The 24,019-nt window shown below is 57.9% G+C and carries 24 protein-coding genes and 2 pseudogenes; 18 read left to right on the forward strand and 8 right to left on the reverse strand.

Features of this window, described 5'->3' with window-relative positions; translation table 11 throughout:
• The first annotated feature begins 51 nt into the window (after window positions 1-51).
• The 9 genes and pseudogenes from nifN to OKW30_RS00775 all read left to right on the forward strand — a co-directional run bounded on the left by nifN (window position 52) and on the right by OKW30_RS00775 (window position 4,667).
• Window positions 52-1,443, forward strand: coding sequence for a nitrogenase iron-molybdenum cofactor biosynthesis protein NifN (gene nifN, locus OKW30_RS00735; RefSeq protein WP_429345718.1), 1,392 nt, complete (start codon window positions 52-54; stop codon window positions 1,441-1,443).
• A gap of 22 nt (window positions 1,444-1,465) precedes the next feature.
• Window positions 1,466-1,879 (forward strand): nitrogen fixation protein NifX, encoded by a 414-nt coding sequence (nifX, locus tag OKW30_RS00740; RefSeq protein WP_184072356.1) that lies wholly within the window; start codon window positions 1,466-1,468, stop codon window positions 1,877-1,879.
• The gene (locus OKW30_RS00745) at window positions 1,872-2,357 is read left to right on the forward strand and encodes a NifX-associated nitrogen fixation protein (protein WP_184072358.1); all 486 of its coding nucleotides are present in this window, start codon (window positions 1,872-1,874) and stop codon (window positions 2,355-2,357) included. Before nifX ends, OKW30_RS00745 begins: the two co-directional genes overlap by 8 nt.
• Window positions 2,358-2,381: 24 nt before the next feature.
• Complete coding sequence (locus OKW30_RS00750) at window positions 2,382-2,582, forward strand: CCE_0567 family metalloprotein (protein WP_105512102.1); 201 nt, start codon at window positions 2,382-2,384, stop codon at window positions 2,580-2,582.
• A 25-nt stretch (window positions 2,583-2,607) separates the two neighbouring features.
• Window positions 2,608-2,919 (forward strand): ferredoxin III, nif-specific, encoded by a 312-nt coding sequence (fdxB, locus tag OKW30_RS00755; RefSeq protein WP_429345719.1) that lies wholly within the window; start codon window positions 2,608-2,610, stop codon window positions 2,917-2,919.
• An 11-nt stretch (window positions 2,920-2,930) separates the two neighbouring features.
• A complete protein-coding gene (locus tag OKW30_RS00760; protein WP_184072362.1) occupies window positions 2,931-3,491 on the forward strand; it encodes a nitrogen fixation protein NifQ in 561 nt (186 codons plus the stop codon).
• Between the two features lie 3 nt (window positions 3,492-3,494).
• Window positions 3,495-3,872, forward strand: a pseudogene (locus OKW30_RS00765) (hypothetical protein); the annotation flags it as partial.
• Between the two features lie 53 nt (window positions 3,873-3,925).
• Window positions 3,926-4,432, forward strand: coding sequence for a DUF2325 domain-containing protein (locus OKW30_RS00770; protein WP_260336626.1), 507 nt, complete (start codon window positions 3,926-3,928; stop codon window positions 4,430-4,432).
• A gap of 79 nt (window positions 4,433-4,511) precedes the next feature.
• Window positions 4,512-4,667, forward strand: a complete 156-nt coding sequence (locus OKW30_RS00775) for a hypothetical protein (protein ID WP_260336627.1) — start codon at window positions 4,512-4,514, stop codon at window positions 4,665-4,667.
• Here the strand turns inward: OKW30_RS00775 and OKW30_RS00780 are convergent.
• The 5 genes from OKW30_RS00780 to OKW30_RS00800 form a co-directional block, all read right to left on the reverse strand.
• Window positions 4,664-5,452 (reverse strand): ABC transporter permease, encoded by a 789-nt coding sequence (locus OKW30_RS00780; RefSeq protein WP_429345720.1) that lies wholly within the window; start codon window positions 5,450-5,452, stop codon window positions 4,664-4,666. The two genes, OKW30_RS00775 and OKW30_RS00780, sit on opposite strands and share 4 nt — an antisense overlap.
• Before the next feature lie 3 nt (window positions 5,453-5,455).
• Window positions 5,456-6,370 (reverse strand): nodulation factor ABC transporter ATP-binding protein NodI, encoded by a 915-nt coding sequence (nodI, locus tag OKW30_RS00785; RefSeq protein ID WP_184072400.1) that lies wholly within the window; start codon window positions 6,368-6,370, stop codon window positions 5,456-5,458.
• Between the two features lie 272 nt (window positions 6,371-6,642).
• Window positions 6,643-8,001, reverse strand: coding sequence for a chitooligosaccharide synthase NodC (gene nodC / locus OKW30_RS00790; protein WP_184072366.1), 1,359 nt, complete (start codon window positions 7,999-8,001; stop codon window positions 6,643-6,645).
• A 54-nt stretch (window positions 8,002-8,055) separates the two neighbouring features.
• Window positions 8,056-8,673: a polysaccharide deacetylase family protein gene (locus tag OKW30_RS00795; RefSeq protein ID WP_429289800.1), complete on the reverse strand. Its 618-nt coding sequence runs from the start codon at window positions 8,671-8,673 to the stop codon at window positions 8,056-8,058.
• 708 nt (window positions 8,674-9,381) lie between these two features.
• Window positions 9,382-10,263, reverse strand: a complete 882-nt coding sequence (locus tag OKW30_RS00800; RefSeq protein WP_429346085.1) for a DMT family transporter — start codon at window positions 10,261-10,263, stop codon at window positions 9,382-9,384.
• Window positions 10,264-11,304: 1,041 nt separating this feature from the next.
• On the opposite strand from OKW30_RS00800, the gene OKW30_RS00805 reads away from it, so the two are divergent.
• Window positions 11,305-12,417, forward strand: coding sequence for an NAD/NADP octopine/nopaline dehydrogenase family protein (locus tag OKW30_RS00805; protein WP_429345721.1), 1,113 nt, complete (start codon window positions 11,305-11,307; stop codon window positions 12,415-12,417).
• A gap of 389 nt (window positions 12,418-12,806) precedes the next feature.
• Here the strand turns inward: OKW30_RS00805 and OKW30_RS00810 are convergent, their stop codons facing one another.
• From OKW30_RS00810 to OKW30_RS00820, 3 genes are all read right to left on the reverse strand, one after another.
• Entirely contained in the window at window positions 12,807-13,958 is a 1,152-nt protein-coding gene (locus OKW30_RS00810; RefSeq protein WP_429345722.1) for a porin, read from the reverse strand.
• Window positions 13,959-14,054: 96 nt separating this feature from the next.
• On the reverse strand, window positions 14,055-14,204 hold the full coding sequence (locus OKW30_RS00815; protein ID WP_184072404.1) for a transporter substrate-binding domain-containing protein: 150 nt from the start codon (window positions 14,202-14,204) through the stop codon (window positions 14,055-14,057).
• Between the two features lie 327 nt (window positions 14,205-14,531).
• Window positions 14,532-15,605: an NAD/NADP octopine/nopaline dehydrogenase family protein gene (locus OKW30_RS00820; protein ID WP_429345723.1), complete on the reverse strand. Its 1,074-nt coding sequence runs from the start codon at window positions 15,603-15,605 to the stop codon at window positions 14,532-14,534.
• Between the two features lie 1,107 nt (window positions 15,606-16,712).
• On the opposite strand from OKW30_RS00820, the gene OKW30_RS00825 reads away from it, so the two are divergent.
• The 8 genes and pseudogenes from OKW30_RS00825 (at window position 16,713) to OKW30_RS00860 (ending at window position 24,009) form a co-directional block, all read left to right on the forward strand.
• Window positions 16,713-18,113 (forward strand): MmgE/PrpD family protein, encoded by a 1,401-nt coding sequence (locus OKW30_RS00825; RefSeq protein WP_429345724.1) that lies wholly within the window; start codon window positions 16,713-16,715, stop codon window positions 18,111-18,113.
• Window positions 18,114-18,353: 240 nt separating this feature from the next.
• Window positions 18,354-18,471: pseudogene (locus tag OKW30_RS00830) on the forward strand (transposase domain-containing protein); the annotation flags it as partial.
• A gap of 662 nt (window positions 18,472-19,133) precedes the next feature.
• Window positions 19,134-19,691: an ATP-binding cassette domain-containing protein gene (locus OKW30_RS00835; protein ID WP_429345725.1), complete on the forward strand. Its 558-nt coding sequence runs from the start codon at window positions 19,134-19,136 to the stop codon at window positions 19,689-19,691.
• A 92-nt stretch (window positions 19,692-19,783) separates the two neighbouring features.
• Window positions 19,784-20,926, forward strand: coding sequence for an NAD(P)/FAD-dependent oxidoreductase (locus OKW30_RS00840; protein ID WP_429345726.1), 1,143 nt, complete (start codon window positions 19,784-19,786; stop codon window positions 20,924-20,926).
• Complete coding sequence (locus tag OKW30_RS00845; protein WP_184072383.1) at window positions 20,907-21,263, forward strand: (2Fe-2S)-binding protein; 357 nt, start codon at window positions 20,907-20,909, stop codon at window positions 21,261-21,263. Before OKW30_RS00840 ends, OKW30_RS00845 begins: the two co-directional genes overlap by 20 nt.
• Window positions 21,263-22,684 carry an FAD-dependent oxidoreductase gene (locus OKW30_RS00850; RefSeq protein ID WP_429345727.1) on the forward strand — a complete coding sequence of 474 codons (1,422 nt, stop codon included), beginning with the start codon at window positions 21,263-21,265 and terminating at the stop codon, window positions 22,682-22,684. Before OKW30_RS00845 ends, OKW30_RS00850 begins: the two co-directional genes overlap by 1 nt.
• Window positions 22,685-23,383: 699 nt before the next feature.
• The gene (locus tag OKW30_RS00855) at window positions 23,384-23,671 is read left to right on the forward strand and encodes a type II toxin-antitoxin system Phd/YefM family antitoxin (protein ID WP_429345728.1); all 288 of its coding nucleotides are present in this window, start codon (window positions 23,384-23,386) and stop codon (window positions 23,669-23,671) included.
• The gene (locus OKW30_RS00860) at window positions 23,671-24,009 is read left to right on the forward strand and encodes a type II toxin-antitoxin system RelE/ParE family toxin (RefSeq protein ID WP_429345729.1); all 339 of its coding nucleotides are present in this window, start codon (window positions 23,671-23,673) and stop codon (window positions 24,007-24,009) included. The genes OKW30_RS00855 and OKW30_RS00860 overlap by 1 nt, the downstream gene beginning before the upstream one ends.
• Window positions 24,010-24,019: the final 10 nt, after the last annotated feature.

A 24,019-nucleotide genomic window follows, 5' to 3' on the forward strand; every position in this document is an offset into this window, starting at 1 on the left:
AGCCTCGAACCCGGTATACCGACCTGACGCCCCCGAACTCGAGAACATGCCATGGCCGATGTCGTCGAATCTATGAAAGCCTGTGCGGTCAATCCGCTCAAGCTGAGCCAGCCGCTGGGCGCGAGCCTCGCGTTCCTTGGGCTCGATGCCTGCATACCCGTGATGCACGGCTCGCAGGGCTGCACGTCGTTCGGCCTCGTGCTGCTGGTGCGCCACTTCAGGGAGGCGATCCCGTTGCAGACGACAGCCATGGACGAAGTCACCGCGGTGCTCGGCGGCTACGAGAACATCGAGGCCGCGCTGCTCAACATCCGCAAGCGCGCTGCGCCGAAGGTCATCGCGATCTGTTCAACAGGTCTCACCGAGACCGAGGGCGACGACGTGGACGGCTATCTCGTTACCGTGCGCAAGCGCAAGCCCGAACTCAACGACACCGAGATCGTCTATGTGTCGACCCCCGACTATGTCGGCGCATTCGAAGACGGCTACCGGCATGCGATTACCGGCATCGTCAACGCGCTGGTCAAGGCGTTGCCAACGGTGGCCAATCAGGTGACGCTGCTGCCCGGCAGCCATCTGTCGCCTGGCGACATCGACGAACTGCGCGAGATCATCGAAGCGTTCGGCTTCGATGTCATCGTGCTGCCCGACATTTCCGGCTCGCTCGACGGCCATATCGCGCCGGACTGGCGCGGCACCACACTGGGCGGTACCACGCTCGCGGAGATCCGGGCCGCGGGTGCATCGGCATTTACGATCGGCGTGGGCGAGCAGACGCGCGACGGCGCCGAGGCATTGCATGCTATCGCCGGCACACCGTTCGAAGTGTTCGGGCGGCTCACCGGACTGGAACCCAACGATCGTCTGCTGCAATTGCTCGCGCAGCGCTCCGGACGACCCGTTCCCGCGAAATACCGGCGTCAGCGCAGCCAATTGCTCGATGCGATGCTAGACGGCCATTTCTACACCGGAGGCATCAAGGTCGCGATCGGCGCAGAGCCCGATCTGCTGTTCGCGCTCGGCAGCATGCTGCACGAGATGGGCGCGCAGTTGCGCTGCTGCATCAGCACGACGCGATCGCGCGCGCACGCGTTGCTGCCCGCTGATCAGGTCGTGATCGGCGATCTCGAAGACATGGAGCGCGCCGCGGCGGACTGCGACCTGCTGATCACCCATTCGCACGGCAGGCAGATGGCCGAGCACCTGCAAAAGCCGCTCTTCCGGATCGGATTTCCGGTCTTCGACCGGGTTGGAAACGCACATCGACGCTACGTCGGCTACCGCGGCACGATGAACCTGATCTTTGAGATCGCCAACCTGATGATCGAGCAGATTCCGCATCACGATCCGGGCGACTGGCCGCTGCCGCAGGCCGCTATCGATCTGGCCGCGCGCGATCCGGCGCGCGAAGCGAACATTCCTGTCGTCGCGGCCGGTGCTTGACCCACCTAAAGGAGCACACAGCATGAAGATCGCGTTCGCCACCCAGGACAGGCAGTTCGTCGATGCGCATTTTGGCTGGGCGAGGAGCATCGTCACCTACGACGTCACACCGGACGGCTACCAGTTCGTCGAGGCGTTCGACTTTGGTGGCAAGCTCGAAGAGGACGGCGACGAGGACAAGCTCGCGCCCAAGCTCGAAGCCGTCAAGGATTGCGCGATCCTGTACGTCGCCGCAATCGGCGGCTCGGCCGCGGCTCGAGTGGTTGCGCTGAAGATTCACCCGATCAAGGTGCCGCGGCCCGAGTCCATCGAGGAGACTCTCGGCAAGTTGCAACAGGTGCTGAAGGGCACGCCGCCGCCGTGGCTGCGCAAGGCGCTGGCGAAGGATGGCGAACGTGTATACGACTTTGAAGACGATGAGGTATCCCATGGCTGAAACATCCGCAATTCCGTCCAAGGCCAGCGACGAAATGCTGCTGGTCGCACCGTTCGTGCAGCAGCTCGTCAAGCAGTTGCGCGCGCAGGACACCCACGGCGTGTGGGACGGAAAGACCGACCTGCAACTGCTCAAGCCGTACATCCACACGCCGGAGGAACGCCGCGCGATTCCGATCATGGGCGACCCCGACCCCGAAACGCTGTGGCGGCTCGAGCTTTTCTATAGCGCGATTGCGGTGGCGATCGAGCGTGAGACCGGCCAAATGGTTTCGCCGATGATGAAGATGAGCCACGAGGGCTTCGGCCGCATGGTGTTGATCGCGGGGCGGCTCGTTGTCGTCAACACGCAGTTGCGCGACGTACACCGGTTCGGCTTCGCTTCGCTGGAGAAGCTCGCCCAGGCGGGCGCAAAGCTTCTCGACGAAGCGGTCGAGGTGATCCGGATGTACCCCGCCGTCGCACAGTACGGCGCCTGAAGGAATCGCGAGGGGACCGAGACGATGAGCACCGATGCCGATGAACTCAAGGCGCACCTGAAGAAACTCAACGCGCAAGCGACCCGGGCGAAGTTGGACCTGCACGACCTCTCAGAGGAACTCCCGACCAACTGGGAGAACATTCTCGCTGTCGCCCAGCGCTGCCATGACGCCCACGCCGCGCTGATGGCAGCCCGCAAGGCTGCCGCTGCGGCAGCGGCCTGAACCAGCGAAGCCATGGAGCCACATCATGAGCGATACCTTCAGCGTTACGCTGCCGAGCGGCGCCACCTGGACGCCGACGTTCGTCAACAGGCTCGACGAAGAAAAATGCATTGGTTGCGGACGTTGTTTCCGTGTCTGTCCGCGTGGCGTGCTGCAACTCGTCGGGCTTAACGAGGACGGCGCGCACATCGCACTGGACGGCGACGACGAAGACGAAGACGACGAGTACGAGAAGAAGGTAATGATTATCGTGCATCGGGAACTGTGCGTCGGCTGCACCGCGTGCGCGAAGATCTGCCCGAAAAAGTGCTACACGCACGCGGCGGCCGTTCTCTGAGCGATGCCGCGATGGACGCCTATGCAACCCTGATGGCGTGTGCGGTGGATGCGGGCGATCCCACCGTGCTGGCACTGGCCGGCGTGCTGTCGAGCGGGTTCGAGCACCACGGCGTCGATGTGCTGCCGATGCCCGGACTGGACGCCGATCAGACGCGCCGAATGCTCGCGCGCTGGTTCCCGGGTGCCGGGCCGGCGCTCGGTCTTACGTGCGTCTTGTCGCCCGCCACGATGCCGCGTGACGACGAACTGGAAGACCTCGTGGCATTGCTCAATCACCATGCCGATCCGCGCGCCGGCCCGGCAGACGAGGCGAACTGCGTGGCCCATGCATTGGCCTGCGCGAGCCTCGGGCAAAACCACCTTTGGCAAGACCTGCTTCTGCCGTCGCGGCGTGAGTTGTCCGCATTGATCAGCCACTGGTTTCCGCGGCTGGCCGCGAAGAATACGCATGACATGAAGTGGAAGAAGTTCTTCTACAAGCAACTGTGCGAGCGCGAGGGCCTGTCCATCTGCAAGGCGCCGAGTTGTGGCGTCTGTTCGGACCACGCGCTTTGCTTTGGAGCGGAGTAGGCAGCACGCGTCGGTCACCGCTTCGATTGTGTCGCGTCGCGGGTGGCCGACTTCGTGGTCGAGTCCCGCGGCGGGCTGCTGTATTACGGCGAGCGGCATGCGCATCTGCAGGCGGGCTCCGGGCCGCCGTTGCTGCTTGACGAAGAGGGCCGCGAACCCTGGCTGATTCAACTTTGGCACGCGTTCGACGACGTCGGTTTCCCGCCCGCGCTGCGCGCCGACTTCTGGGGCTGGGCGAAGCCGCTGTCCGAGCATCGGCTGGCGCCGCACGCGCGTCATGCCGGCCGGACGCGCTACACGAACGACGCGGTGCGTAGCTGGTTTCTCACCCCGGCAGCGGGCGAACGGTTCGCGGGCCATGTCACGAGGCGCTCTCCATGAGACCCATGCCGCCTGCCGTTGCCGTAACGGTGCGATCCGAAGCGCAGCCCGTCATGAATCAGAACCGCGGCACATGCCTTCCCGACAGCAGTGCGAGCCTGTCGCTGGAGCGCGCGCGGGCACATGTCGCGAGCCTGCAGCACGAGTTGTTCGCGGTTGAGCAGGCGCTGCTCGACGACCGCGCATTGACGCGCGCATTGAGCGGGCGTCGATGGGTTTATGTGGGCGGGCGGCCAAGCATCAACGCCGTGCTGCGTGCGCTGGTGGAGGCGGCCGGAGGCGAGTTCGTTCATCACACCGGGACCATCGACGACGATAGCCGTGCCGAAGGCTTCGAGGCTTTGCTGTCAGGCGCCCACCGGGTGCTGTGCCCATTGGATCTGATCGACCCGGACTCGCTGGTCGCGCTACGGCGATTGTGCGCGCGTCACCGCGCGCCGTGGTCCGCTTTGCGTTCGTCGAGCGTGACGAGCTTCATCGCGGGCGTGTTGCGGGCTCGGCCTGCCCAGCCGCACGGCGGCGTGGTCGCAGCGTCGCGCTTCTGCCTGAGGCATGGCTGACGTCGTCATGACTTTACGTACCGCGAGATGTGGGCGCAAAACTTGCCTTTGACGTGGCCTTTCCACGAGAGGGCCTGCCATGTCGGATTCCGCACAACGCTACGGCCTTTTCCTCAACGTCGAGAACCCCGACGGCGACGCGCGCGATGCGCTGACGCAAACCGTGCGTAATGCGCCGGCCGCCCAAACGTTCGGCTGCCACGAGGTGTGGCTCGCCGACCATCGCTGGCATTAAGACATGAGGCGTCGACGTAACAGCGCCACCGACAGGAAGAACGGCAACACCGTGCAAATGCAGAGAGCGCCGGTATGCACGGCAACACTGCCCACCGGGCGTCCGAGCATCGCGGGACGGATAAGGTCGACGGAATGTGCGAGCGGCAAGAAGCGCGCTACGTCGCAAAAAACGGCAGGTAGCTTACTGATCGGGAAGATCACGCCGCTCAGGAGCACCATGGGCGTGAGAACGAGCGTTTGATAGAACACGAAGTAATCGTGACTGGGTGCAAGCGCCGTGAGGATCATCGCCAGACTCGCGAAGGCGAGGCCAGTCAGGGCGATGGCAGGCAATGCATAGAGAATGGATGACCACGCTGCATAACCCAGCACGGTGGCTACCACCATGACGGCGAGGCCGGCAAAAAAGGCCCTGGTGGCGGCCCATGCCAGTTCACCGAGAACGATATCGCCGAGCGTGAGCCGTGTACACAGGATCGCTTCCCACATGCGCTGAACATGCATGCGAGAGAAAGCTGCGTAAATCGTTTCGAAGGTCGCGGAGGTCATCGCGCTCGTGGCGACCATACCCGCCGCGAGAAACGCGATATAAGACGCGCCGTCGACGCGACCTACCATTATCCCGAAACCAAAGCCGAGGCCGAACAGATAAATCATAGGATCGGCAAGGTTACCGAGAATCGAGGCAAACGCGACTTTTTTCCATGCCAGATAGTTGTGGCGCCACACTGCAACCCAGTTCCACACGTTCGCGGGCAGGGCCGCTGCATAAAACTCTCTCATCGTTTACTCCTTCATCCCGCGCCCGGTTAACTGCAAAAAGACATCCTCGAGATTTGCTGGACGCTGTAAAAGGCGCAGCGCCGCGCGCCCGCGCAACTGTACACACACCCGTTCCGGATCGGACACATAGCAGAAGAGGGTCTCACCACTGACCTCGATACGCTGCGCGTGCGGCGCGATCAACGCGCGCAGCTCATGCGGATTGCCGCCGTGGACCTCGACCACGTGGCTCCCGATCTGTTCTTCGATCAGCACGCGAGTCCCGCCTTCGGCGATTTTTCGCCCCTCCTCCAGCACACACAGTCGGTCGCACAACCGCTCGGCCTCTTCCATGAAATGGGTGGTCAAGAGGATCGTCTTGCCGCGCGCCAACAGGGAACGCAGGCTTTCCCAGATCAGGTGGCGCGCATGCGGGTCGAGACCCGTTGTAGGCTCGTCCATGACCAACAACTGTGGATCGTTGATCAGCGCGCGTGCCAGCATCAGCCGCCGCTTCATGCCGCCGGATAGTTCGGTGACGCGCGCATCGACCTTGCTTTCGAGGCAAGCGAATTCGAGCAGCGACGGCACGACCGCTTCAATTTCACGTGTGCTCATGCCGAAGTAGCGCCCAAACACCAGAAGGTTCTCGCGCACGGTGAACCCGGGCTCGAGGTTGTCGAATTGCGGCACCACGCCAATGCTCATACGTGCCGAGCGAGCGCGCGCCGGCACTGGCTCCCCGAGCACGATGATCTTGCCTGCGTCGGGCGGCGCCATGCCGAGAACCATACGCACCGTCGTGCTCTTGCCCGCGCCATTTGGCCCTAGCAGACCGAAGCACTCTCCAGGCGCGACGCTGAACGACAATCCGTCGACTACGATCTTGTCGCCATATGACTTCCTTACGCCGGTGAAGCTGATTGCTGCTTTGGACATGGAGATAAGAAGGAAAATTACGCACTCGTCTTGGAGAAAAAGAAGCCGTTCTGCTGCCGCGGCCCGATCGAAAACGCCCTGGTCGATAGAAGATCCTTGCCTGCCAAGCGAGAGAGTTACTGACAATGGAGTACCAGGATTTCGGTGAATGCACTGGCGTTGGGAAGACGACAATCGAGCCTTTGCGTGAGACGATCGCACTCAAGCGGACCAGTGCCGATGGTGGGCGGTGCTGGTTTGGCGCAATATTCGAGATCTATATGTAGGATTAACTAATTGTCATCGAATGCTTCGTCAGACGTCGCTAATGTTGAAGAATCACACGCGTGATCCTGCCGACGGTGCGGAGTCGCAGCTCTTGACGCTGAAGTCGCGTTCGGCTTTGTAGCCGGATTCGGCGTATCGACCTGTTTTTCACGAACGTTCGATGCGTTTCCTGCAGAGCCACGGGACAGCCAATCGCTATTGCTCAATGTACACAGCGCATAGACTTTCAGGGGGAGCAAGAGAAAGAGGTTGATGGGTGTGTGAAGAGAAAAGCCAAGAAATCGAATCTGGCGAGCGCGAACCGAAGCCACGCTACAGCGGATCATGGTCAATGATGCGATTATCAGGGCAGTCCACCACGGCACTGTCGCTGTCAATGCGAGCTGCGCGAGCCCCGCTAGAACCGATAAGGCGAGAAATAGCGAGCCCAGATTCAGTCCGATCACGTCCAGCGTAAGGTAGCGATCGAGACAGGGCAGTAGGCGCAGCGAAAGCAACGTGTCCCGATACGTACTGCGCGCCCAGCGCAGTTGTTGGCGCAGATACGCCCCCAGTCTGTCCGGAACCACTGTCGCCGCAATGGCGTCCGGAACGTACTCGGTGCGATAACCTGCCGCCAGCATGAGAATCGTGAGATGGCGGTCCTCGCCGAAGTCGCTTGGTTTCCCGCGAAAAAGTTGCGTCTCGTACTGATCTAGCAGCAAAAGGAGCGCGGACCGGCGGTACATGGTACACGGACCACAGCAACACATAACAGCGCCGAAGCGAGCCTGTGCGGCGCGTTCTTCGTTGCAAGCTAACCAGTACTCCATATCGATCAGACGGGTCAACCAGGTGTCGCTCCGGTTGCTGGCCGTCAACTGCCCCATGGCGGCGCCTATCGTCGCGTCTCGCATTGTCAATACGAGCTTCTTGACGACATCGGGCGCCAGCGTCGTGTCCGAGTCGACGTTAAGTACCAGTTCCCCGGATGAAGAGCGTATCGCGGCGATCTGTGCCTTGCGCTTTCCCATATTTTGGGGAAGCGTAATCAAGTTGAACCTCGGGTCGCGCGTGTAGGCATCGTATACCGGCCTCACGGCGTCGAGATTGCCAGAGCCGTCGTCGACCACATAGACGTTCAGGCATCCTGCATAGTCTTGAGCCGCGATGGACTCCAGGCACCTCCGAAGCGTGCGCGGGTCCTCGTTAAAGCACGGCACGATGACGTCCACGTCCAGCAGAAAGTTGGGGGCGGCGGCATTGGGCGACTTCAGCGGACCACTCGTCGGTAGGCCATGGAGGGCCTGTGCGCTTTTGTAAACAGTCGAGAGTAGTGTATACAATAAAACCGGGGCAGTGCTGATTGCGGCAATGGCATTCATAGATGTCGGTTTGTTCAGTGTGGTTGGGGTAGCGAGCTGATTACAAATCCGCTCTCATGCAGTGCTGGAATCAGGCGGGAATGCGCCATGAGGGTTTGGTCGCGCAGCCCAGCATGACTGCACCGTCCTGACTCGCCGGGAGGACATCCGTCGTGCAAGAGCACAATTGCGCCAGGCCGGACAGAGGCCAGCACTGCGCTGACAATCGCGTCCACGCCGGCGAGACCAGTCTCGCGGGTCTACCGACCAGTGGAGGGGCGCCGGACCAGCGCTCGCTGACGTAGTGAGCACTGCTTCGGTCCACATGCCATACGGCGCACGCATATACCGCAGCGAAGCATGGGGGCTCGCCATCCTGATGACCCTGCTTGCCGTTAGTATTTCCTGTTGTACTTCGGTGGGTTCGCATCTGGACAGGTCCGGATGAGTCATCGTGTGGTCTGCGACCTCGTGCCCTTCTGCGATCATCCGTCGGATCAGCTTCGGCTGGTCCGCTGCGTACGCGCCGATAACGCAGAATGTTGCCGGAACCCGGAATGGCCCGAGTAAATCGAGCAAATTCGGTATGAAAAAGGAATTGGTACTGTCGTCAAAGGTTAAGTAGACGTCGCGACATCCGGCGCGATCGTGGCACTCGTCGCGTGCCTCGGATACGCAATTGAGGGCCTTCACAGCTCTGGACCGTTTCGTTCAATTATCGAGCCAGTAGGCCGATCCACGGTCGATAGTCCCAACCGAAAGGCTGCGACGGGCACGGCTCCGGTAAGCTTAGGTAGCGCGTCGAGAGATACATCTAAATGTATGGTCATCATGGAGACACGTCTAAACATTGTCGTACTACTTATAAATTTGAAGTATTCGATCAATCAACTTCGATTCCGATTTCCGCAACGAGAGGCTTCACTGTGCAACACAAAAATTGATTTGTAAAATCGATTGCGTTGATGCCTTGCATCTATAGCGTGGATATGTTGAGAAATGGGTTTTAAGGGTTTCGATCTAAATCTGCTCGTTGCGCTCGAGCGCATAGACCAATCCGCTGGCGTTAAGGGAGCTCCGTTTTTGGAGCGACCGACGATGCCGGCTCATCGGACAACCATGCGCAAAGTCAAGGAAGGACTCCGCCTGAAGTGGGCATGCGATCTCACGCACCGCCAGCGTGCAGGGCGCCCTCAGCGTCGGTCTGGGGCCGATCACGCAGTATCTTCAGCTTGCCGCAGCGGCAGGACTGGGCTGGGCGTCGGTCGAACATCTGGAAGAAGACGAGCTTGAGCGGCGCGTCCTGTCGCTCGCGTCGTCACCTTTGCGGTACTCGACTGCGAAAGTCATATCAGTATCTGGTCGTGGTCATGCGCAGATTGCTCTGTCACAAAGGATCATTTAGGCGCGACACGACAGGTAGAGCACACTTGCAATGATTATGACCGTTCCGAGTGCTACCTGTAGAGAAATGACCTCCCCCCAAATCAAATAGTCGAAAATGATTGCCCATACAATGCTAAGGTAACCAAATGAGGCGACGATTGAGGTGGCGACAGTCGCGACTGCGATCGTTAGCATAAGTTGCGCTACACCTGCAGTCAGCCCAAATAGAACCATGTACCCGAAATCCCTTAGATCTGGCGTTACCCAAGCGACGGAAAGTGACACTCCGCTAACAATCGTCGCTATGATTGTGTAATAGAAGACGATTGTCGCTGGCTCGTCAGTTCGCGAGAGTCTCTTGACTTGGATGACTGAACCGGCGCTAAACATAGCACTTAGCAGAATTAGAATCATTGCGCGCAGCGACCCGCCATTGGCGCTAAATGGTGAGGAGGCCACCGCGACTCCCACGAATCCGGACATCGACGCTATCGCCGTAGGTAGACGAAAACGCTCACCCAAGAACACGATCCCGAAAAAGCAGACAAAGATTGCTTCTGTCTCCTTCAGCGTTACAGCAGTTGATAAAGGCAGATATGGCACGCCGGCAATGAAAAATCCTACTGCGGCAAGCCCTGTGACGGCTCTGATGAAATGACCGCCTAAGCGATATATCGTGAGTTCCTTCCATTGAATGCGGCGAGTCCCGAACACGAACGCGGCGGGAATTAATCCGGATAGCATCCGAAAGAACATCATCTCGTTCGCCGGATATCTTGCCGGAATGAGCCTCGCAACCGCATTGCTTATTGCGAAGAGAAGAATCGCGTAGAACATGAACGCAATCCCGCGCAGCTTTCTAAATCGTGTGCGAAAAAGCCGATTTTGGGTTGCCAACTTGTAGCCAGACTGCTCCGATGTCTCAAAAGAATCGTGACTTATATAAGGATTTCTTAACGTGACACGATTCAAACCGACATACCGCAGAAGGCAGAATTTCGTTGTGCGCGTCATCACGAAAAGTTTTCTCATGTTGCGAAGGTCCCGCGAAAAAGGAGTGCCAGCGCGATCGCGTGTGGTAACGAAGCCCACACGGCGCATATCGGCTAACTGTCGGGGCCATTTCAGCGTGGACGGAATTGAGCCGCGTTACGGGACGTCGCGGTTTGTCGAAATATCCCAGGTCGGATAGCTGTCTGCATGCAGCTTTCGCACCATGTCGGCCTGAAAGCTCGAAATCCCCGGTGAATGAACTTTTGGCGCATTTCGCGAAATTGCCTCGGCTGAAATGGCCGACGTCGGATTCCCGACAAACGGCGCGCGGTTTGTCGCAAGCGGTGCCTTCGTGTCCCGTCCTGGCGCGCGATTGGGTCTGTAACACTTCACGACGGATGACCCAGTCGCGCAGCGTCGGCTACTACGCGACGACAAATGGAATGAACGCCCCTACGTACAGAGTGGGAGGCTCTATTGGAGGTGTTCGCGGGCCTACGGCACCAGGGCGCCAAATTGAAGATCATTGAGATGTATCCGACAGCGGAACTCGTGTTGTAAGAAGCTCGCACCAACATACCTGCGCGATCCGAGTGCCAAAACACCGTTTTGGCCTTATAACCTTTCCGCACAGATGATTGTTCAGCGGTGGTTAATACGCATTGCCTTACAAACACGTCGAGATTCGGACAGATCTAACTCAAGATGCTGGATTTGTAACGTTCGCGACATGATCTGCACTGGACGAGGAATCGCGTCTTGTTCTCCTCACCACATTAACCGGTATATGAGCCGTTTAAAGAGGTGGCCTCGTTCCGCGGTGGCACGTTCGTTGCGTGCCGTCGTCGTGCTAACGCACAACTACTGATCGGCGTTCAGCCTTGCATGACGTCGCAATATTGGGTGGCGTCACAGAAAACTTCTGTTTGTTTATGCGGAGAGGACATGCCATTAAGGTTTCCAGTTTCAATCATCGGTGCCGGAAATTGTGGATGCGCTTTCGCGGCCGATTTGGCTAGTCGTGGATTCGAAGTTCTCCTTTACGGGAAGCCAGATCATCGTCGTAATATTGATGCGATCCGAGCGAACGGTCGCTTGTTGGCTAGCATGGCTATCACGGGTGAGTTTTATCCGACTGTAACTACTGATATGGATGAGGCCGTAAACTTCTCGCGTTTTCTCGTGATTGCTGTTCCAGCATACGCGCATGACGATCTCATTGGTGATCTAAAAGGTTTCGATTTGAGTCGACATGTCATCATAGTCAATAATGCCAATTTTTTTTCCCCAATGGGTTCAAGAGAGCTAAACCCGCAGGCAGTTCTGGAGACAAATTCCTCGCCCTATGCGTCGTCGGTCAGGGACGGCGAAGTCCGGATCACTGGAATTAAGAATTGTTTGCCGATTGCTGCTTTTTCGAACGCCATGGATGAGAAACAGTTATCGCAAATCACCGCAATCTTTCCGGAAAGGCTCTTGTGGTGGGATAACATTTTCGCAATTGGAATGCAGTCGAATAATGGTGTCATCCATCCTGTCGGGGGTATTTTAAATACGGGATGGATAGAAAGTACAAAAGGAGATTTTTTATTCTATCGTGACGGGATCTCACCCTCTGTCGGAAGGGTCATAGAGGCGTTGGACAATGAGCGATTGAAAATCGGAGAGGCTTTCGGTTTTCGACTGCCGACAGTCCTCGAGGAAATGATCGGCTTTTACGGCGGAGATTGTGCCAACTTCTCCGATTTCGCTTTCCAATCCAAAACCCATAACTCCACGAAGGTCAAAACGCCTAATCGTATGCAACATAGATATATATGTGAAGATATTCCATATATCCTGGTCCCGTGGTACGAACTCGGCGCCAGAGTGGGCATAGAGTCTCGGGCAATCAAAGCCGTGATTGAAATCGCTTCCTCCATCAACGGCGTTAACTATTTTCAAACTGGCCGTAATCTGAAGCGCCTCGGTGTAGACCACATGTCGAAGGCGGAGCTTTTGCGATTCGTAGATAGCGCGACTTTCCGATTGCCGTTAGCTTCGGCTACCAAGAAGTGACAGGATCCATCGGGTAACTTGAATCGCCTTCGGAATCGTGGAGGCCGCCTGGTTTAAGTCGATACCGGCTGCAACAGTATTGTTGAATTGCCGGTAGTAGTTTGCTTCAGCATCGTCAGGCGGGGCGGGATATGGTTGAGCCGTTCCATCACCCTATGGCAGTTGGGCGCCGAAGAAAGGGCCGACGCAGGCACGCGCTGATGCGACGAACGCGCGCCTACATGTGCAAGCGCAAACACACTCGCAGGAGATCACCGCGGAGGGCCGGCATGTGGGTGCGCTTGTGAGGACGCTCTCCGCTTCTGTAGGAACCGGGCTGGCGCAAGGCGCCGCCCAACAGGTTCGCTCGGAACGTGGACGAACGCCAATCGAGCGATATCTGGCCCGGTTTAGAATTTATGACGCAGGCCGACGCGCGCAACCACCTGATTGCGATTCGACGATACGTCATCGGCCACCGGCACAAAGGCGAAGTCGAGGGCGCTGCCAGTACGGTCACCACCGACGTGCTGATACGCACTCTGTACATAGACGTCCGTGCGCTTTGACAGTGAGTAATCAGCCATCAGCCCCGCAGTTTCGTAATTCGGCTGTAGCTTTCCAGTGGTGGCGTTGAAACCGCTCAGGGTGTACGTATACATCGCCCCGACGAAGAAGGCTGGCGTGAACTGGTACTTGCCGTTGATTTCGAAATTCTGGTAACGCAGGTTGGAAAGCGTGCCCGAGGCTGGCGTAATCTTGCCGACGTATCCCGAAGACACCGGATTGGCGACGAAGGTATTCGAATACGAGATGCCCACGTTGGCCGAACCAAACGTGTAGGTTGCCCCCGCGCCGAAGATGCGCAGCTTGTTCCCCAGAAAATTTTCATCCGCAGCGGGATTGTTCCCGATTGCACCACCGGCGGTGGACGACTGGTTGTTCGCCTGCAGATAGGCGGCTTCCAGCAGCAGGCCGCCTATGACGTATTGGACGCCCATGCTGTACGCGCGATTGTTGGCGAAGTTGGTGTCGTTGCTAAAGCTGTACGTGCCGCCAAATTTAAAGCCGGCAATCTCGGGGCTTGTGTACTTGACAGTATTGTTGACACGGAAGGTGTTGTCCGTGTTGTCGTTGTCGTACGGATGGGAGAACATGCCCCCGCCCCATGTGCCATTCGCCGTCGTTTGAGCCAGATAGTTGACGACGGAGTCGTACTGTCGACCGAGAGTAACCGTCCCGTATTGGTTGGATGCGACGCCGACCCACGCCTGTCGCCCAAACATCAGGCCACCCTGACCGAGCTTGCCATTATTGACATTAAAGCCGCTCTCCAGCTGGAAAACTGCCTTGAGACCGCCGCCGAGATCCTCCGCTCCCTTCAAACCCCAACGACTCCCTTGGACCGTACCGCTCTGGAGCTCGAACAGCTTGTCGCCACCGACGTTATTCGTATAGTTGATTCCTTCATCGATCAGACCGTAGAGCGTCACCGTACTTTGGGCCATTGCGGGAGCTGCGGCGGCTGACATCACGAAAGCTGCAAAAATTTTGATTTTCATTGAGGTCTCCAAACCTTATATTGTGGGTCTCGATGCTTTTTTATGCGCAACCCTGGGTCGGGCACGCGGTCTGTTTTGCTGGGCAGTTGAAGTCGATTAACTGCCGTAAATGTCGAACGTGAAGTACTTCTTTGCAATTCGGTTATACGTCCCGTCCTTGCGGAGACTGTCGATCGCACCGTTGATTGCTTCGAGCAGGGCCCTGTCACGCTTTCTCACACCGATGCTGACGCCGGGACCGAAGATGGCGGCGTCGTGGACGGCCGGACCTCGCGCGAAACCGAAATCACGACCCTGCCCAGATCGATGTCAAATCCAACGAGCTCGCCACTCGAGGTTGTCGACTCAATTGGCGGGTAAGCGCTGTCGACTCCGAATTAAGTTCCTTTCCATCGTACGCGAATGCCGCAACTGGAATGGACGTTGCGCACAGGGCGACCAGCAGCGTTTTAATCTTCATTTTGGTTTCTCATAAACTCCAAGTCGGATTTGCGGCATAGTACTTCTGCTTCTATCGCGTCGGTGGCGTCGGACTCGGGCGCCCATCGAGCGCCGCGCCGGATGTAATTGCATCTAGGTTGGAACGGCATAGCCGTCGACCACAAGCCTCTTGAGGGTGTCGATTTGAAGCGGTCCAATCTCGGGAAGAATGTCGTTGTCCGCCACAAAGTCCCGACCGTAACAGGCGCCGAGAATTACCACGCCGCTCTCGTGCAAGGGTGCTCTCACCCCAGCCAGTTCGGCGAGTCGAAGCGTCGGTACCAACCCGAACGGCACGTCTTCGAGCACGTAGCGCGTGGCGATGTCTCTCGGGCCGAGCGGATCACTCCCTTGCCGGACCAGTTGCTCCGATATTGCCGAAAGTGAGTCACCAACCACGCCAAAGGACAGCCTGCAATGATCAAAGGTCGTTCTCACTGACTTTCCGAATGCTGCTGCGATGGCAAGTCTCTCTTGGTCTAGAGCCTCAAGGAGCCTCCCGACTGTCGGTGTCAGATTGGAGTTTTGGCTCCAGCTTTCGCCCTTCTCAATACGGGTCAAGTTGGCTAGCGCAATACCCATGTGATCTTGCGGATTAATGTTGCTGAGCGTCAGCGTCAGCATGTCGTCCTTCAGTGCGAACCGGTCTCCGAAGAGTGAAACGCAAGTGGTATGAATCCGGTGGATGTGGCGGCTTGGAAATGCGGCCATGTCGACCTTGGCGCGGATCGTGCCTACCGTGATAGCTTTCGCAGACTGAGTCTTGCACGTTAGCACCGTGGTGCTCCAAGCTGCTATGGGGATGACGAGCCCCCGCGCCGCAAGGCGCTGGGAAATGTAGAGAGCGGCAAATGAAAGATGAGCGCTGATGATTACGCTATGGTGTGCGCGGATATGAGGGATGATGCTGTCGAGGACGAATCGGTATCCGTAGGCCGGCAATGCCAAAATAATGACATCGGCGCCGCCAACATCTTCCGCTTTCCCGCAGACTTCCAAGTAGAACTCTCCCTCGACCGCTCCCTTCACGTGAAGGGGGAGTCCAGCAACGAAGTCTGCAGTCCGGGCTCCCGATGGAGACCAAACTTTCGGTTTATGTCCATTCTGTATGAGATACGCCGCATAACCCAAAGCGATTGCGCCGGCTCCCACGATTGTCACTTGCATGTACCTTCTACCTTGGAATAGTCCACTGGCCGTGCACGACCGGGGCGGTTATGTACTAAATTTCTCAGCCCAAGCCCGAACCCATCGTCTTTAGGAGAGGGCAAACGAAACGTTACGTAGACGTTCTTCGCATATGAGATAGCATCGATCTGCAAAACTACATTGAGTGTGGTGGGTTTTGGTGCTCAATGCGATGCTCTTACGTGCGAAAACACTATCGGTTGCAAAACAAGCGTTTGTCCTTGTAAAGGCTTTTATTGGCTGCATCAAACTGCGGCAGAAAAGGCACGTTCCGTCTTATCCAGTGAGAAGCAAAGCTAATGGGGCTCAGAATAGAGAGACAGAAATCTCGTGTCAAAGTCCGGTTTGATCGTGGATGTATTCTGGGAGGTTATGGGTGCGGAGTTGCCTTTAGGGAAGCGAGCAACTCAGGCAGTTCACCTCGCACCTTTGCTCCAAGCCATTTGTCTTCATCGTTTCAGCAACCTCTGCAGCTTCGTGATCTCCCGCGCTGGACGTCGAGATCAGTGCATCATTCGGTACGCTGCGCGTGGAAAGGGGCTTCGGTCCCGGACAAAAACGGCGTCCCGTCCGTAGTGCACCGACATATCCTCGCCTTTTTCCGGCGTTATGCAGAGACGATGTACTCGCCAATAGACCCTGCATTTTGTTAAATGCTCGGGAGAAAGCAATGCAGCGCTATAACCTTCTGGAATGTTGACGTTTGAAAATCGGACTTTGATTTTTCGACGAGACGCGCCTAACATGTCTCGTCACTCGAGTGAGCGTCGGGAGGGTTGGCAGTAGCATCAGCGCACAATTGTTATTAAGGACGGTCGGGCGTCGCAGATCGGCGTAGATGTTGCCAGAGGTGGTCGGGTTCGGGTTACTTGCGAAAAGCGGCATTCCGATCTTTCACGGCAAGTACTCGCATGCTCATTGACAAAGCTTCGAGTCCCCTTGGAGACGTTACGACCCGTCCGTCGTATCCGTGGCGACGACCAGGGGCTTCCATCGGATCCCTGGGCGGTCGCACGCGGTGCAATCATTTTGAACATGGATTTGTGCGTTACGCACGTTTGGTCGGTCACATAATTCTGGAACGTCATGAACAATCCTCCGCCTGATGACGAGCTTTCTCTGCAGCAAAGCACGATTCATCGTATTGCATCTTATGTCGTCGAAGCTCGCGGTAGGCGGGTGTCCGGGGTTGCCAGGGAATCTGCGCTAAAACGCATCCTCGACCTCTTATGCGCGGTGGGGGCAGGGGCTAGCGAGCCAGGTGCTGTCGCGATTCGCGCGACAGCATGTAAATATCTGGGATCGGGCGATATACCGATGTGGTTCACTGGAACGGGCAGTTCGGTCGTCGGTGCTGCGTGGGCGAATAGCGCGGCTGCGTCGATGCTAGATCTCGACGACGGGCATCGACGCGCGCGCGGGCACCCGGGCGCGGCGGTCATTCCGGTGGCCTTTGCGGTTGCGGCTGAAATGGGAGCCGGGCTGGAAGATTTGATTGCGTCAATTGTCATCGGTTATGAAGTCGGCGTATCGATCGCTGCGGCCCGTACAACATACGGTACGACAGGTACGTGGTCATCCTACGCAGTTGTCGCAACTGCCGCGGCCTTGAGGTGTGCCTCGTGTAGTGTAGTCGAGCATGCGTTGGCTATCGCAGGCGAAAGCGCGCCCAATTCGTCGTTCATGAGCGCGCCACCGCTCTCCTTCCCAACACCGGAGAGCAGCGACATTAAGGAAGGCATACCATGGTCCGTAGTGACCGGGATGCTCGCGCTCGATCTCGCAGAAGGCGGGTTCACCGGTCCCCGGAACATACTTGACAGCGGTCTGCTCTATAGGTTTGCCGACGTATCGCCCCTCGGGGAGTCTCTGCATATCTGCAACGCCTACTACAAGCTTTATTGCTGCTGCCGGCACGTTCACCCGCCCTTGGAAGCCACCCTGAGGCTGATCGAGCAATATCGACTCGACGCGAAGGCGATTGAGGCGATCGACATCGAGACGTACGGCGGCGCGCTGCGCATCGCGAATCAGACCTGCCCAGCTACCCTTGTTGACGTTCAGTACAGCATCCCTTATTGCGTGGCCCTCGCCGCCCTCGCGGGACGAGAGTCGCTTTTGCCCCTCACGATAGACTGCTTAACTTACGAGGGAGTGAGCGCACTCGCCAACAAGGTCTCGCTAACGGTCGACGCCGAAATTGATAAACAATTCCCTGCCAGAACACTCGCGCGAGTCACAATCGTGTGCGGGGGACGTCGGTATGTATCGGAGGTTACCGAGCCACGCGGCGAAGCCGGTGACTCCCTCTCCTGGGAAGAACTCAAGGCAAAGTACGTTGCGGCGACGCGGTTTCACGCCACTGGTGCGCAGCAGGAGCAACTGCTCGCCGCGGTTGAAGAACTGCGCTCAAAAGCTGACTTGGAGCCGTTAAAGGCCTGTATGAGTACTTCGTTCGAAAAGAGTATTGCGCGTCCGAATGCCTAAGAAGCTCTAATAATATGATTTTTGGGGGGGATAACTTCAAGGATTGAGGTTAGCCTCATCATCGTTTCGGTGATGAAATGCGTGCGAATCGGCGAAGACATCCGGGAGAAGCTCGACTACGCACCGGGTGTATTTACGTTAGAGGGACATATCGGGGGCAAATGGTATGCCGCCTCGGCTACAGCCGTGCGAGCTTCGTGCGCTTTACCGCCGGCGAAGACGCGCGTATCGGCCGGTGGCTTACTACGCTTCGCGCAACTCAATAGGCAAGACCCGCACGCAATCTCAAGGACATCCTCACGCGCCTGCCCACGAGGGCCAGCCCATCGCCGCATTATTGCCGCATCGCTGGCAGCCCGAGGCAAGCCAGCGCCTACCTCGCCCCTCAAGAGATCATTGGTCGCTTATGACATTGGTAGTCAAATTGCGGGCGGCCCTGCCGATCGGCCGAAGGCAAACGAAAACCTTGGAACAATTTCGACCCTCAAGCGATCGTTAAATTGGATCGAAGAGTAAAAGGGGCTCGATCACGGAAGGTTCTGTGATGCGTTGGCGCCTGGAGACGGCCATTTTCGGAGGGGTGCGGCGGTCTCCTTGACATCAGAATGCTCGCATTGCGTATGCGGTGCAAATTGTGCCAAATCCAGAACGGGCACGCGACCGAAGTCTTGGGGCGCAACCTCAACATGCGCTCGTGCGACCCGCAAACGTACCCGATGTAACGCAAGGTGGTATAACCCGGAGGAATACCATCGTGTCTCAACTCGACTTTGACACCCAATTTGGGCATACGTATTCTGAGCTTATCCGCAATCGCTGGGCGCTGAGACGGGCGTAAATCGAGCGAACGACCGGCCGGCCGCCTTTTTTCGTCCGTCGAGTGTGCTTGGCGCTTCCATCGCGTTCATTGCAGGTCCGACAGCGCAAGGCAGTACAACGTTTAATTAATATCTATAACGATAATTCTTCTCAGGTTGACGTAAATGTCAAACCTGAGATGTTCAGTCATGAGGAGATGAGATGAAGGTGGCTAATGCACTTCGATCGGCGTACCAATCTGCGAGTTACGCCTTGTCAATGACCCCAGAGGCGGGCGGGACCACGATCGGCATGGTGGGCCATAAAACACCGGCTCTCGTAGCCGATGGCATATACAAAAGTTACGGCGTTCACGAAGTGCTCAAAGGGGTCTCGCTTCAGGCTGAGCGGGGCGACGTGATCTCGTTAATTGGTAGTTCTGGGTCGGGAAAAAGTACGTTTTTGCGATGCATGAATCTCCTTGAGATCCCTACCAGAGGCCGCATCGCGGTGGGGCAGCGCGAGATCAGCGTGGAAACCGACGCAACCGGTCGCGTCGTCGGGATCCCTTTTATCGGATATGCGGCAGATAACCGGACGACTAGTGCTTTCAATGACGCTATCCGTTCCTACGGCGTCGACCTCAACGTCGTGCTAGAAAGCGAAACTACGCCCGCCTCGTTGAAGAATCTGGTGAGCGAGCGTTGCTCGAGAAATCGCTCGCCGTTTTTTCGTGGAGCTCTATCGCCTACCGGGGGGCGCCCGCGTTTTGGACCATAACCGCTGAGAATACCTCGTACTTGAAATTCGACTTTGACGCCTTGCTGCGACGATCATAGAGTTAACCAAATCATTCAGGAAAAGAGGCGGGCTTGATACGCGAAAACCATGACGTCATCATAGTTGGCGGCGGTGTTGTCGGCTGCGCATTGGCGCACGGGATGCTGGGGCGAGGGAAGCGTGCGCTTGTGCTCGACGGGGGTGATTGCGACCCGCGCGCGTCGAAAGCGAATTTCGGTCTTGTCGGCGCATACGGGAAGGGATATGGCGCGCCCCGCTACCAGCAGCTGTCACGCGAGAGCGTCGCACTTTGGTCCGTTTTCGCAACAGCGCTGCACGATGAAACTGGCATTGATGTCGAGTATGAAAACGATGGCTGCTTGCGCTTTTGCCTAAGTGAAGCGGATTTTGAAGAGGAAGCCGAATTCCTCGCGAGCTGGAATGCGCAAAGCCCGAAAATCGACCCGTGTTCGCGCATGATCGATCGATCGGTATTAGAAAGGCTGCTGCCTGGTACACGGCTCGGGCGGGAAGTGGTGGGGGCTGGAATTGGCGTTGCCGATGGCCATTGCAATCCGCTTAAGCTGTTGCGGGCGCTGCAGCAGGCCATTGAGTTACGTGGCGGCACTCTAGCTGGCAATCACACGGTGTCGAAGATTGAGCCATGTCCTGACGGTAGTTTTCGTGTTCATGTGCAAACCTCGACAGGTCCGCGTTGTTTCGAAACGGGACAGTTGATCATTGCGGCCGGGCTTGGTTCCACAGCCTTGGGGGCAATGGTGGCGCTCGACGTCCCGTTGCGTCCCCAGCGTGGCCAACTGCTGGTCACTGAACGGCTCGACCCAATTCTGCGCCTCCCCGCTAGCGGCATTCGCCAGACTCGCGAGGGTACAGTAATGATAGGTGTAAGTCATGAGGAAGTCGGTATGGATCTCGGTACTACTACCTTCACCGCCGCCAAGATGACAAAGCGAGCCCTACGAATTTTGCCGGACCTTGCTATGGCTCGCCTTGTTAGGCATTGGGCATGTCTGCGCATCATCACCCCGGACGGGCATCCTGTGTACGCACAATCTTCGACGTATCCTGGTGCTTGGATCGCGCTCTGTCATTCCGGCATCACCCTCGCGGCGGTTCATGCTGGACCAGTTGCGGATGCTCTCGCGCGCAACGTACTGCCAGAAAACTTCGAGTTCTTCCATCATAGGCGCTTTGATGTTTCGCAAGTTATCTAGTCCCGCCGAGGACGCCGTGGTCACGGTATCGATCGACGGCAGGCGTGTGAACGCCGAGCGAGGCGAATCCGTGGCGGCAGTCCTCGTGCGCGAGGACAACCCCGTCGCTCGCACCACGCCGCGAAGCGGCAGTCCACGCGGACCTTTTTGCATGATGGGTGTGTGCTTCGAATGCCTTGCTGTCGTCGATGGTGTAGCGTCCACGCAGACCTGTCTGACGATCGTGCGCGACGGGATGCGCATCCAACGCCAACACGGTCGCCGCAATCTCAGTGAGGCGATCGCTGAGTCAGACGACGGTGGTGGCGATCTTCCTGGTGGTGAGGTGCATTTGTGATGCGAACGTTCGATATTCTGATTGTAGGTGCAGGACCTGCCGGCATGAGTGCCGCAATACGTTCTGCTCGGCTTGGAATGACCACGATCCTCGTAGACGAACAGCCAGCACCGGGCGGTCAGATATGGCGCGCCATCGAAGAAAACGTCCGACGTGGTGTTCATCAAGGGTTAGGCGCTGCGTACAGCGCAGGCGCGGCAGTGGTACAGAACTTTCGCGAATGCGGTGCACACTACCTGCCGGAGACCCGTGTATGGCAGATCGAGCGAGCGCCTAGCCCAGGGAAACCCGCCGGTTCCGCGGAGTGGATTGTCTTTTTGAGCCGCGCGGATGGCGCCGAAAGTATTCGCGCGCGCCATGTGTTACTAGCGACGGGCGCACAGGAACGGCCCATGCCTTTCCCAGGTTGGACGCTTCCGGGTGTAATGACAGTCGGTGCCGCGCAGATTCTGCATAAAAGCGCTCACCAGATACCCGATCAACCCGTCTGGATAGCCGGTAGTGGTCCATTGCCACTGCTCTACATGACCCAGCTGCTCGACGCCGGCGGTAGGATTGCAGGTTGGCTTGACACGACTCCCCGCGGCGCCCTCCGTCGGGGCCTTCCGACTCTACGTGGTGCAGTTGACGGCTGGCATGATCTCCTTAAGGGGCTACTGTGGTCGGCAAGATTGCGCGGGAGGGGGTTCCCCATTGTTCGAAACGTCAGTAGCCTTCGCGCTTTCGGTATCGGCCGTCTTGAACAGATTGTCTATCGCACCGAGAACGGGCTGTCGGGCGATGTGGCTGCCGACATTCTTCTGGTTCATGAAGGCGTCGTGCCGTCTATCCACTTCACTCAGGCGATGGGATGCAGCCATCGATGGAACGAAGCACAACTTTGCTTTGAGCCCGAAGTTGATACGTGGGGTGAAACCAGCATGACTGGTCTCTATGTCGCAGGCGACGGCGCCGGCATCGGCGGCGCGAAAGCCGCGTGCACACGCGGTGAACTTGCTGCTACCGGCGTCGCACTTTCCTCGGGCGCACTCTCAGTCGAGCGCGCAAGCGAGCTTGCAGCGCCGCTGCATCGGCGGCTCGGACATGAGCTGGCGATGCGGCCTCTGCTTGATTCGATCTATCGGCCGCGTACGGAGATTTTCACGCCGCCCGATGAGACGATTGTCTGTCGCTGCGAAGAGGTAACCGCTGGCGATGTACGGCTGGCCGCGCAGCTCGGCCAGCCGGGGCCGAACCAGCTAAAAGCGTTCACGCGCGCGGGCATGGGCCCGTGTCAGGGTCGTCAATGCGGCTACACCGTTGCTAATTTGCTGGCATCTGCGCAATGTCGCTCCGTTGCTGCGGTTGGTTTCCAACGCGTGCGGCCCCCACTAAAGCCGATAACGCTCGCGGAGCTCAGTGCACTTGAAGAGTCGTCATGAGGGCGTGTGGGCATGCCTCGGAGCTCACGGCATGGCAATAAGAGAGTGTGGGTGCGGATGTTTCAGGTCCCGGAAAGGTGGAGCGTGCCGCGAGACTAATCGGATTTCCCCCTTTCTGAGAAGTGTGCGCCGCCGATCCGGGCATGAAGATAGTGCTAGTCGAACGATATTCGGCGTTGCGCTGCGTGTGCCTGAACGTTGATGTAGTCGATCGGAGTGCGCCGCTGCACACGGCGCTCGTCGTCGAAGTTGCCGAGATGTCGCGTGACGCTAACTTGGAAGTCACCTTAAGAAGCTGACGGGCGGGTTCGCCGGGATGGCGAAAACGCTTTCGACGGCAGACCGCGCATTTATACTCCGGCGCACTGTTTGATCACAACTGACGGGGGCGCGGGAAAACGACGACTCCACCTAAAGTCTCTACGAAACAACCTCAGCGCGTTTTGTTCCATCTAATGCACGATTTATTTGTCGAAAAGCCCCGATGCGGCGATATCAAAATACATTCGGTGGATTTTGGGAGAATTCCATAGCAACTTTGCGTTGATCCTATGAAACCCGACATTCTCATATTGCCGCTACAACACAAATGTTGATAAATTACATTATGTCAAATGTAGTTGCGCATGGACGCACCGCAGATCGCCGCCGGACCCTTAATGGTTTAAATTTGGTCCTGTGTGATCCTCACCGGAGCGCTTGACGCATCTCGCCGACCATGTGAAGCCAATCAGCTACCTCAAAAGCGAAGCGGCGCAAATCGTCAAGGACCTGACTGATTCGGGAGAGCCGCTCATCATCACGCAGAACGGTGAAGCGAAGCTCGTCGTCCAGGATGTGCGAAGCTACGAATCGACGCAGCAGACCCTCGCGCTCCCGAAAATCCTGGCTATCGGCCAGAAGCACATCGAGCGCGGGGATCACGTCGATGGCGACGAGTTCTTTGCGGGGCTCAACGAGCTCGATCGTCAGGAAAAGCTCCGCTGATGGCGGCACCGCTGCTGAAATACCGCATCTTCCCGACGGCGCGGATCGGCATTGACGAACGCAGAAGCTATGGTGTCCGCACATTCGGATGGGAAATGTGGCGTCAGACATCGACGCAACTGCAGGAGACGATCACGCACATTCGCCAGTTCCCCGCTAGCGGTCATGCGCCTGCCGAGCTTGAGGGCTTCTTCGAGGACGGTTTCCGGCAAGGCCTTTCCGGCAAGAACCGGATCATTTATCAGGTCCGCGACGAGACCGTTTTCGTTCATCTCGTGGTCGACGCTCGACGCGACCTGCCCTCCCTCCTTCAGAGAATCGTGCTTCGGCTGATGTAACGGCTCAGGA

The organism is Paraburkholderia sp. Clong3 (assembly GCF_050436485.1).
Classification (GTDB): Bacteria; Pseudomonadota; Gammaproteobacteria; order Burkholderiales; family Burkholderiaceae; genus Paraburkholderia; species Paraburkholderia tuberum.